The organism is Prochlorococcus sp. MIT 1306 (genome assembly GCF_047304515.1).
Lineage (GTDB): Bacteria > Cyanobacteriota > Cyanobacteriia > PCC-6307 > Cyanobiaceae > Prochlorococcus > Prochlorococcus marinus_D.
Genome location: NZ_CP138959.1, coordinates 2,356,236 through 2,367,121 on the forward strand (window position 1 = coordinate 2,356,236; position 10,886 = coordinate 2,367,121).

Annotated in this window: 8 protein-coding genes; 4 read left to right on the plus strand and 4 right to left on the minus strand. The window is 49.0% G+C overall.

The window, feature by feature from the left end; genetic code table 11:
• Window positions 1-53: 53 nt before the first annotated feature.
• The 3 genes from SIB74_RS11760 to SIB74_RS11770 all read left to right on the plus strand — a co-directional run bounded on the left by SIB74_RS11760 (window position 54) and on the right by SIB74_RS11770 (window position 3,167).
• Window positions 54-473, plus strand: coding sequence for a phage holin family protein (locus tag SIB74_RS11760; protein WP_197463314.1), 420 nt, complete (start codon window positions 54-56; stop codon window positions 471-473).
• 104 nt (window positions 474-577) lie between these two features.
• Window positions 578-2,617 carry an excinuclease ABC subunit UvrB gene (gene uvrB / locus SIB74_RS11765; protein ID WP_063396500.1) on the plus strand — a complete coding sequence of 680 codons (2,040 nt, stop codon included), beginning with the start codon at window positions 578-580 and terminating at the stop codon, window positions 2,615-2,617.
• Between the two features lie 349 nt (window positions 2,618-2,966).
• Window positions 2,967-3,167, plus strand: a complete 201-nt coding sequence (locus SIB74_RS11770; RefSeq protein ID WP_063396499.1) for a hypothetical protein — start codon at window positions 2,967-2,969, stop codon at window positions 3,165-3,167.
• 68 nt (window positions 3,168-3,235) lie between these two features.
• Here SIB74_RS11770 and SIB74_RS11775 read toward each other — a convergent pair whose 3' ends face one another.
• Window positions 3,236-5,023: an aspartate kinase gene (locus tag SIB74_RS11775; protein WP_063396498.1), complete on the minus strand. Its 1,788-nt coding sequence runs from the start codon at window positions 5,021-5,023 to the stop codon at window positions 3,236-3,238.
• A 48-nt stretch (window positions 5,024-5,071) separates the two neighbouring features.
• Window positions 5,072-6,082, minus strand: coding sequence for a DNA polymerase III subunit delta (gene holA / locus SIB74_RS11780; RefSeq protein ID WP_063396497.1), 1,011 nt, complete (start codon window positions 6,080-6,082; stop codon window positions 5,072-5,074).
• A gap of 65 nt (window positions 6,083-6,147) precedes the next feature.
• Here holA and SIB74_RS11785 point away from each other — a divergent pair, with 65 nt between their 5' ends.
• On the plus strand, window positions 6,148-6,783 hold the full coding sequence (locus SIB74_RS11785) for a precorrin-8X methylmutase (protein WP_063396496.1): 636 nt from the start codon (window positions 6,148-6,150) through the stop codon (window positions 6,781-6,783).
• A 75-nt stretch (window positions 6,784-6,858) separates the two neighbouring features.
• On the opposite strand, the gene SIB74_RS11790 is transcribed toward SIB74_RS11785, so the two are convergent.
• Together SIB74_RS11790 and SIB74_RS11795 are read right to left on the minus strand one after the other, a co-directional pair.
• Window positions 6,859-9,363 carry a S8 family peptidase gene (locus SIB74_RS11790; RefSeq protein WP_063396495.1) on the minus strand — a complete coding sequence of 835 codons (2,505 nt, stop codon included), beginning with the start codon at window positions 9,361-9,363 and terminating at the stop codon, window positions 6,859-6,861.
• Window positions 9,364-9,709: 346 nt separating this feature from the next.
• Entirely contained in the window at window positions 9,710-10,885 is a 1,176-nt protein-coding gene (locus tag SIB74_RS11795; RefSeq protein ID WP_063396494.1) for an HlyD family secretion protein, read from the minus strand.
• Between the last annotated feature and the right edge of the window lies 1 nt (window position 10,886).

Sequence of the window (10,886 nt, forward strand, 5' to 3'; positions counted from 1 at the left end):
CGTTAATAGCGTTAATTACTGTCTAGTCAGCTGCTTTGCGTCGGTTGTTTTAAATGTTGGGATCGCTCGGCTGGTTGCTGCAATGGCCCATTCGGGCCCTCATTTTGTTGTTGGTTGCTGCGTTGCCCCTTGGCATTGAGATGGCCAATTTCAGCACAGCATTTTGGTCGGCTGTGATGATTGGCCTATTGGGTACGTTGTTGATCGTGCCTCTCAAGTTGCTGTTGGCTCCATTCTGGGCAATTACGTCGTTGGGGGGGCTGATCTGGCCAGTGTCGTTTTTGTTCAACTGGTTGATCACGATCCTTTTATTTGCTCTGGCAGCATGGCTGATTAATGGTTTTCGGCTCAAGAACGGTTTGCTTAGTGCCATCTGCGGCGCTGTCTTTTACAGCGTTGTGAGCACGATTGTGTTGCGATCTCTCGGCATCTCTGATATTGAGTTCACTAGAGCTGCTTTGCTTTCAGCCTGAGAGTTCAAGGCATTGCTTAGAAGGTCATCAGGTTTTGAGAAAGTCTGGAATAGCCCGTTCATGGCATCTGCTCATAGGCTAAGCAGCTGCCCGTTACGGCCCTAATGCCGAAGTATCACCTCAAGGCGCCCTATAGCCCGAAGGGGGATCAGCCCACTGCGATTGCTCGGTTGGTGGAGGGGGTCAATCAGGGCCAGCGTTACCAGACGCTTTTAGGAGCGACCGGTACGGGTAAGACATTCACGATTGCCAATTTGATTGCTCAGACTGGCCGTCCGGCTCTTGTCTTGGCTCATAACAAGACGCTTGCTGCACAACTTTGCAATGAGTTTAGGGAGTTCTTTCCTGATAATTCTGTTGAATATTTTATTTCTTACTATGATTATTATCAGCCAGAGGCTTACGTGCCTGTTAGTGATACCTACATAGCCAAGACAGCTTCAATCAATGAAGAGATTGATATGCTGCGTCATTCAGCAACGCGTTCCTTATTTGAGCGTAATGATGTCATTGTAGTAGCTTCAATCAGCTGCATTTATGGTCTAGGCATTCCTAGCGAATATCTAAAGGCTGCTGTTAAATTTAAAGTTGGCGAAACACTCAACCTTCGCAGTTCATTGAGGGAGTTGGTTGATAATCAATATAGTCGAAATGACTTTGACATTACTCGGGGTCGTTTTCGAGTGAGAGGGGATGTTTTGGAGATTGGCCCTGCTTATGAAGATCGGCTAGTACGGATTGAGCTTTTTGGTGATGAGGTAGAGGCAATCCGTTATCTGGACCCAACAACAGGTGAGATTTTGCAAAGCTTGGAAGCCATTAATATTTATCCGGCCAAACATTTTGTGACTCCTAAAGAGCGATTGAATGTTGCAGTTCAAGCGATTCGTGATGAACTGCGTGAGCGTTTGCAGGTGCTCAATGAACAAGGCAAGCTTTTGGAAGCGCAGCGTTTAGAGCAACGCACTGCCTACGACTTGGAGATGTTGCGGGAGGTTGGTTATTGCAATGGTGTTGAAAACTATGCTCGCCATCTTGCTGGCCGTTCCGCGGGAACGCCTCCTGAATGCTTGATTGACTATTTCCCTGATGACTGGTTACTGGTGGTGGATGAAAGTCATGTGACATGTTCTCAGCTTAAGGCGATGTACAACGGCGATCAAGCTCGTAAGAAAGTTTTAATTGAGCATGGTTTTCGATTGCCTAGTGCTGCTGATAATCGTCCTCTCAAGAGTGAGGAATTCTGGAGGAAGGCGAGGCAAACTGTATTTGTTAGTGCGACGCCAGGTGATTGGGAGCTCACGCAGAGTGATGGTCAGCTGGCTGAACAGGTGATTCGGCCCACAGGGGTTCTTGATCCCTTGGTGGAAGTGCGACCGACGCAAGGCCAGGTCGACGACTTGTTGGCGGAAATCCGTATAAGAGCAAAGAAGCAGGAGAGAGTGTTAATCACCACCCTGACCAAACGTATGGCGGAAGATCTAACCGATTATCTGGCTGAGAATGATGTGCGCGTTCGTTATCTACACTCGGAAATCCATTCAATCGAGCGGATTGAGATTATTCAGGATTTGAGATTAGGCGAATATGATGTTCTTGTGGGTGTCAATCTTCTTCGAGAAGGTTTGGATCTTCCGGAGGTGTCGTTAGTGGTCATTCTTGATGCTGATAAGGAAGGTTTCTTGCGAGCAGAGCGGTCGCTGATTCAGACCATTGGTCGTGCGGCTAGGCATGTGGATGGGATGGCACTTCTTTATGCAGACAACTTGACAGATTCGATGGCAAGAGCGATTAGTGAAACTGAGCGAAGACGCGAGATTCAAAAGGCTTACAACGAATTGAATGGCATCGTGCCAACGCCAGCGGGTAAGAGAGCGAGCAATTCGATCCTCTCGTTTCTCGAGTTATCAAGGCGCTTACAGACGGATGGTAAAGATGCTGACTTGGTACAGATTACTGGGCGGGCTGTTGATGCGCTTGATTCAGATCAGGATGCTGGCTTAGCCCTTGATGCTTTGCCTGAGTTGATTGATCAGCTCGAAACAAAGATGAAAGAAGCTGCCAAGAATCTTAATTTTGAGGAAGCAGCAAGCCTGCGCGATCGCATCAAGAAGTTCAGGCAGAAGCTGATTCGCAATACTTGATCATGTGCCATTGTTCATGCGATCCCCTTTTGTAGAAAGTACCTTTTGTTTGCATTCCATCTGATACTTGTAGTTGTCGGAAGTTTGATCCTTGTTCATTAGCCTGAATGGCGCGGTTCTTTGAACCAAGACAACGACTTGAGGAGTCTTTAGCGAGTTTTTCTGTAGCCGAAATAAGCTCGAAACAACTTTGTGCTGGGCAGCCTATTGAGCTCGCGCATGAGTTCATTGAGGCAGGGCCGCGAATTGGAGTAAGGGTGCTTAGCGGTGCACCTGATTAGCTCGTAAGAATGCCAGCCATAGGGCTTTAAATGGCTCATTGGGCACGATTAGATTGCGGTGAAGGCCGATGTCTATAGAGGTGCCCTGCCTCTTGATTAGTAATGAGTTCATCCATTCGCTTCAGCATCTGAATGGTGATCTAAAGGGTGTTGAGCCATTGGGAGGGCTCGTCTCTGCTGAGGCTGTTAGCTGTTTTGGTTCATTGCAGGAAGCTGAGGCCTATACCCATTCAGAACAAGACTGGAAGGGTGTCGCAACGTTGATTTGAAGCTGAATCAATCCATTAAAACCGGATGTCTTTCTGCTGAATGATTGCCTAGCTGAACTTTTCAGCCATTACGAGTTGCTTTGTACTGGATGACCAGTCTCTTCACCCAGCCCAAAGCCTTTATGCACTGATTGCAGCGCCTTGACCCCATCGGGCTCAGCCACCACGCAACTTGTGCGGATTTCACTGGTGGCGATCATGGCGATATTGATCTTTGCATCTGCGAGAGCTCGGAACATCCGCCCTGCTGTACCGGCGGTGGCTGGCATGCCTGCCCCCACTGCGCTTACCCGGGCGATTGCAGGACCGTCTTCGAGATTGGCTCCTGGCCATTGGGCAAGTAAGGGGGCAAGAGTCTTATTGGCTTGCTCTCGCTCATCGCGCTTGAGGGTGAAGCTGATATCCCGGCTTCCATCCTCATGTTGTCGCTCTGATTGCACGATCGCATCGAGGCTGATTCCTGCCTCTGCCATCGCTGAACAAAGAGCTGCTGCTGTCCCAGGCCGATTTGGCACCCCTCGCACACTCAGCTGGGCTTGACCTTGATCGAGTGCCACCCCTCGAACCTCTGGTTCACCTTTGCCGTTGACCAAAGGATTGATGCGTACTTGGCTGTCGCTGAGTTCAAAGGCTGTGCTGACTGCACGCAGGGCTTTGCTTCCCAGCGTTGCATCGATTACGCAGCTTACTTTCACCTCACTGGTCGCGATCAGCCGTAGGTTGATTCCTGCCCGTGAGATCGTGTCGAAAAGGCTTGCGGCGATACCGGGGCGTCCCATGATTCCTGCTCCGCTGATGCTTAGTTTGCTCATTCCGGCTTCAGCTGAGAGTTGGCCACCGACGGTTTTAAGCAGCCCTTCGCAAAGTGAGTGGGCTTTAGCTAAGTCGGCTTCGGCCACTGTGAAGGCAATGTCATTGCTGTTGCGGTCATGGGTTGATTGGATGATTAGGTCCACATTCACGCCATCGCTAGAGAGGTTCTCAAAAAGTGTGGCTGCCACACCCGGTTGATCGGGCACGTGAGAGAGGGCGATCACCGCTTGACCTTCGGCAAGTTCAACGCCATCCACAGGCCGACCAAGCTCTAGACCTTCTCGACCGAGGGGGCGCTTTGATTTGCTTGTGAGCTTGGTTCCGGCTTCGTTGCTCCAGCTAGAACGCACGACCAGGGCGACTCCAAAGTTGCGTGCAATCTCGACCGCACGGGGGTGCAACACGGAGGCGCCCAGACTGGCCAGTTCAAGCATCTCGTCGCAACTCACTTCTTGCATCAGTTGGGCATCGCTGACCTGACGTGGATCACTTGTGAGTACTCCTGGTACATCTGTGTAGATCTCGCAGGCATCTGCTCCTAGGGCGGCTGCTATGGCAACTGCAGATGTATCTGAACCACCGCGGCCGAGGGTGGTGATCTCTGCGGTGCCAACGCTGCTCAGGCTTGTGCCCTGGAAGCCTGCCACGACTACCACCTTTCCAGTGCTTAACAGGGATTGCAGGCGCTCAGTGCGGACGTCTAGGATTCGAGCGCGGCCATAGGCAGACTCTGTCACGATGCCCACTTGGGCTCCAGTCATCGAAATGGCTGGTATGCCCAGTTCATGCAGTGCCATTGAAAGCAAGGAGATCGAAACCTGTTCTCCCGTGGCTAGCAGCATGTCCATTTCCCGTTGAGGGGGATTGCTGCTGATCACTTTCGCTAGGGCTGTGAGTTCATCAGTGGTTTGGCCCATAGCGGATACCACAATCACCAGGTCGTGGCCGAGATCTTTGCTGGTCGCAATCCGCTCAGCGACGGCTTGGATGCGCTCGACGTTTCCGACGGATGACCCGCCGAATTTTTGCACCAGCAACGTCATCCATGCCTTTGACACACGTTCTGATTATTTCAGCGTGTCGTCACTGGATTAGGGAGTGCTGAGTAACCCGTCGCGGAAGGCATCAGTAGGTTTTGCACCTCGCTTGAGGGCGGCTTCTACTTCAAGCAAGCGACTCAGCAGGGTGAGGAATCGTTGCGGTGGCTGCCCCTGTAGTTGTTTGCGCATCACGTAGATCCGCTTGGGATTACCAATACCTGCTGCTTTGGCAATCACATTCACATCTCGTTCCCCTTGTTGCTCCAGCAAACTCACCCAAAGCCAGCCTCTGATTTGGCCTGTCAAGGTGGCCACGATGCGAAGTGCTGGTTCACCGGCATCCAGTAGTGCATCCAGACGGGCGATCGCTTCTCCGGCTTGGCCTGCCAAGAGTGAATCGCCAACCTGTAGTGCATTGGTGGCCATTCCCTCAATCAGCGCGGCTACGTTTTCGGCTTTAATCAAAGTTTGTGATTGATTAGCATTTGCGCGTTCTTGGCGAATGTCGGCATGGAGAGCCAGTTTTTGCAGCTCTGCGTTAAGCCGCGTACTGTCATTGCCGATGGCTTCCACCAGCGCTGTAGTGGCTTCAGGCTCCAGCTGCAGGCCTAAGTCGCGGGCGGTGCGTTCCACCAGCTCCTGCTGACCGGCACCATCCCAGATCGCCGGCAGGACAAAGCTTTTTTCGCTGGCTTGCTTCAACTTCACAAGCTTTTGTAAGGCCTTCGTTGTTCGCAGTCGGCCGTCTGGTTTGTTGGGGTTGCATAGCACCAGGTGGCTGGTTTCTGGAATCAGATCCAGCACGTCTTCGAAACGATTGGCGAGTTCGCTCGGGCAAGCGTTGCAGAATGGACTGCGCTGTAACAGCACCAGTCGTCCGCCACTGCCGAAGGGTGGTGTGCGTGCTTCTGCCAAGGCTTGGCTTGCTTGCCCAGCATCAGCTCCATCGAGGCGGCTGAGGTTGATGCTGCTCCATGCTTGATCGACAACATCGCCGATCAGAGCCTCGATGGCGTGGTCTCGGGCGGCGGCATCATCGCCCCAGATGAGATGGATCGGCATTGCAGCGGCAGACCGAAGATCGTTATCTGATGATGCTTGATGTCTATCGGGCTTAAGGCAGAAACGTGAAGTCGCTTGATCATCCGATCTTCACGGAAAGCATTCGCCGCATTCGGGAGCATTTGGGCGTAACGGGTTTGGATCCCTTGCCGCAGCAGGTGTTGGAGCGTTTGATTCACAGCAGTGGTGATTTTGGCCTAACTCCTTTGCTGCGCTTTAGTCCAGAGGCTTGTGAGCTTGGGCTGGCTGCCTTGCAGGCCGGAGCGCCAATTCTCACCGATACGGCCATGGCGGCTGTAGCAGTGCGTCCGATGGCGTTGCGAACGTTGAAGTCATCTGTAAGAAGTGTGCTGGAGTGGGCGCCGGATGAGGCACCAAACGGTTCCACGCGAACAGCCGAAGGCTTGCGATGCGCATGGCAAGAATTGGCGACTCAATATGTGGATCAACAAGCGCCGATTGTGTTGATTGGTAGTGCACCTACGGCCCTGGATGCATTGCTGGAGCTTGTCTCATCAGGTTCACCTCCGCCTAGTTTGATCATCGGCATGCCTGTGGGTTTTGTCGGTGTATCTGACAGCAAGCGGCGGTTAGCTGTTAGCGGACTAGCTCATATTCGCTTAATGGGTAGTCGGGGTGGGGCTGGTCTGGTTGCAGCGACGGTGAATGCTCTTTTACGTCGTGCTTGGTTGGATCAATGAGATTGAAGTCCTAAAAAAAGCCCTGGACATATGCCCAGGGCAATGAAAGTAGATGAGCTTAGAAAGCGTTGTGAATCAAGCTAGAAAATCCGTATTGCTGTAGAGACTGGCTAACTCATGATCGACTGAAAGGGCGTGAGCACGACGGACAGCTGAGTCAATATTGACTGTGCCTGCACCGTAGGTGGCATCAGTCCCCGGGTCTCCCAGATCCATAGCACTAGTCGTGATGATGTCTTTAACCTCTACACCCGTAAGAGCTAAATTCTCACTCCAGACCAATGCGGCTGCACCAGCAAGATTAGGGCTTGCACAAGAGGTGCCGCCAAAAGAACTTACTGTTCCATTGGCATCAATAGATTGGCTGTCTGTCGGTGCAACCATCGTCATTCCATCACCAGCATTTGAGTAACCAGCAAGTTCAGTTCCTGTCACATTAGTAAGTGAACCACCAGTAATAGCATCGATTTCTTCTGTGCCTGTGAATTTCAGAGCACCAACGATGGCAATATTATCCAGTTCAGTTGTTTCATCTGGAATTAAATCATCTGGTTGTTGCCCAGCAGCCCAAACTGTGTCTTTATTCCAGTCATTACCTGCGGCAATAGAGAAGAAGGCATATTCTTGAGTTTCTTCAAAAGAGGTTTTCATTGCCTCTGCGCTAGGCCAGTTAGAACTAGGATTAGTGAGCCAGGCTGCGTTTTGAAATACTAGACGCTCATCACAATTGCGTTGATCTTTTGCATCTTCAATTGATTCATAAAAAGTATCACTCCAAACATTATAGGCAACAAGTTGGCTCCCTGGAGCAATCCCTGCAAGGTTTTCACTGTCATGCTTAGCGCCCATCACACTCATCGCTCGATGACCATGAGAGTTATTTGATTTTGCACTTTGATTTTGCACATGATTAATTTCATCATGAGCATCAGTTACACTTCCTGCAACGTCATTAAGACCAGTATCTAGAGAAACAAGCTTGACCTTGTCAGAACCTTTGTTGAAACGCCATGCACTTGCAGCATCCATAGCATTTAGATTCCATTGTTCTTTTGTGCTGTCGCTCATTCCTTCTCTAATGCGGTAGCTATCGTCTTCGGTGGAAATCCTCTCAAAACCTTGCAGATAAATCTCATCCCCATTGGTGAGGCTCAAGATGTCGAAAGCTGTGCCTTGATAAATGGCCTGTTCGCCGATCGTTGTGTAATCAGTAAGACTACTGAAGCTTTCGCCATTGAAGCTCTTGATGTCTGCACTATCAATACCATTGAGTATTAGTTCGTCGGTTCCACCACGAGCCTTGTAAATTCTACCTGAATCATATTCAGAACCTACCAACCCCAAGGTATCCATATCATAATAATTAAAAGTATTGGCTTCAATATCACCATCAAATGTACTCCAATCAAGCGCATCAATCATTGTTAGTGTTTCATCAAAGTCTTCTATGTTTTCCCTCATGCCACCGAACACAGCATCAATATCTACATCAAAGTCCCAGTTACTGCGTCTATCGAAGAAGCTTTCCGCAGCATCGATCTTGTCGTTAAGATCGACAAGGAAACGATCTTCTGAGAGGTCTAATATATATGCGCCTAGATCAATACGTTCTCCTGTAGTGGTGTGGGTTGCATTGACTTGAGCTTCAACATTGCCAATCTTTATTGTTGAGAATGGGTCCCAACTCCAGCCAAAAATATCTGAGAAATCCAACCTATTATCATTTAGGAAATCACCATCATAATTGATTCTGATTGCACCATCTTCAAACACTTCTTTTTTCGTGCCGTCGTGTGATGCATCATAAATTCGGGTATAACCATAATCAAATAGACTTTCTACACTCAAGTCCCATGGTTTGATGCTTATGCTTAGGTCGACATCGTAGGCTTGTGGGATTTTGTTGAAAGCTTGCCGTTGAAAACTTTGGCCAAATGGGTTCTGTGAAACACCTTCTTCGCCAGCTTCATGTTCGCCATTTGTACGATCTTCCGGTAACTCCTTTTGATTTTTTCTTGCGATCCAGTTAAACTTTCCTATGCTAAACCCATTTGATTTTCTTGTGAATTGTCCTTGATGATTGAAATCATTTGGTGATTGATGGTGAGCATTTTGATTGCGCCTGAACGAGGAATTTTCCTGGTGAATAGAATCATGATCTGATTTAGCTTGATCCTGCTGATTGTCCCTGGAAGAGAAGCCTCTATGATTGAATGAACCAAATGGCTGTCTTAAGCGTAGGCCAAATGTGTTTTGAGCCGGCTGATTTCCTAGAATCGGATCTTCTAGGCTCGTTGTATTATGAACATTAAATTTTTCTTGCCTGCCAAAAGATAGCTTGCTGTCGTGATTAGGATCTTCGCTTTTGTTGCTTGCATTTGATGCTTCCCTAGCTTCGAGTTCAAAGGGCTGTTCTCGTTCAGGCATCTCGCTATTATTGTAATAGTGGCTTGAGTGCCCTTCGCCAATTTGATTGTTCTGGTTTTCTGTTGGCTTTGCTAAATTTAGAGATTCACTAATAAAGTCTCTGCTCTTTGATTGCTTGTTATTTGTGTCGATAGTTCTGAAAAGTCGTTTCATGACTACAAAAAAGGCAATGCCTTTTGAATGGCTGAATCAAGTTCCATCAATGTCATGAATTTAGATGTGATCTAGAACTTTTTGAGTAGAGCACTTGCTCACATTTAATCGTGACCTAGATCACATCTTTATTTTGCAGAACGATTGATTAGAAGAGGTATGGATTGTGATTAGATTTTTTTAGATCAGCCTTGATACTGATTCAAGGCAAAAGCCTTGGCTTTTATCTCTCTATTTTGATGCTGCTTTCTTGTTGACTTTTTTAGCAAATAATTAGATTTGTTCAATCTTCGCTTGTTGTTGCTTTGGCGTTTTTACATTCAATATTAATGGTCTCTTGTGTGCTTCATAGTTGCCTGAGTGAATCGGTTTTACTCTGGAACTGGCCAAGCAGTAGTTGTAAATAGCTCACACTGCGCAGTTTGATATTTGCAGTGAGCGACATTCCTACTTGTAAGGGAAGCGTGGTGCCGTTCTTGAGTTTGAGTTGTTGGCTGTCGAGCTGAATGGTGGCTGGGAAGCGGTATTCCTGTCGTTGTTGTTGTTGATCGGGTGGAAGTGCGTCGGAGCCAATCGAGGTCACCTTGCCTTCAAGTACCCCGAAGTCTGTAGCGGGGAAGGAGTCAATACTGATGTCAACGGACATGCCTTCGCGAACGAAACCAATTTTGTTGCTGGGGATTTCCACATCGGCTTCCAGGTTGTTGAAGGGCACGATCTTGAGCACCGGTTCACTTGACTGGGCGACAAAGCCAGGCGTGGTTGGCTTGAGATCAAAAACCACCCCATCCACTGGAGAACGCAAAGACTGGTATTTCAGCGTTACTTTTGCTTCAGTGAGTTGAGCCTTAAGCTGGGCTAATTGGGAATTGAGCTGTTCAATTTCTTGATTGAGGATTGATTGTTGACGAGCGCCATCCAATTTCTCTTTGATGACCCTTCCGCGTAGTTCTCGTACCTTGTTGCGTTGCTGTAAATACTGAAGCTCAGAGGAAGCGCCCTGTGCGCTAAGAAATTCAAACCGGCTAAGGATTTGTTGTTCAAGGGCCAGATTATCTCTGGTTGTGGCGACTTGTTCTCGGCTGAGATCTAGGGTTCCCTGTTGTTCTTCAAGTTTGAGCTTAAGTTGTTGCTGTTTTTTTGCGAACTGAGCTTCTAAGGAGTTCACTTGTTCTGAGGATGTTTCAGTGTCGAGCTGGATCAGAATCTGACCTTTACTGACGCGATCACCTCCTTTGATAAGGATGTCCCTAGCGACTCCTCCCACTGGGATTTGAATCTCTTTGACATCGCCTAAAGGTTCAAGTTTGCCTTGTGCGACAACGATTTCTTCCGTGCGCGCGATGGCCAACCAGCCCACTGCAAAGGCAGTCGTGCCGATCAGGCTCCAGGTCACGGCACGCATCCAAAAGCGGCTTTGCTGGAGCACGCTTTCATCGTGTGACACAGAGGTCACTTTCTGCTCTAGTTGGTTCTGAGCTCTGCGGATCAGTCCGCCGACGGGGTTAGGCTTGTTGTTCATT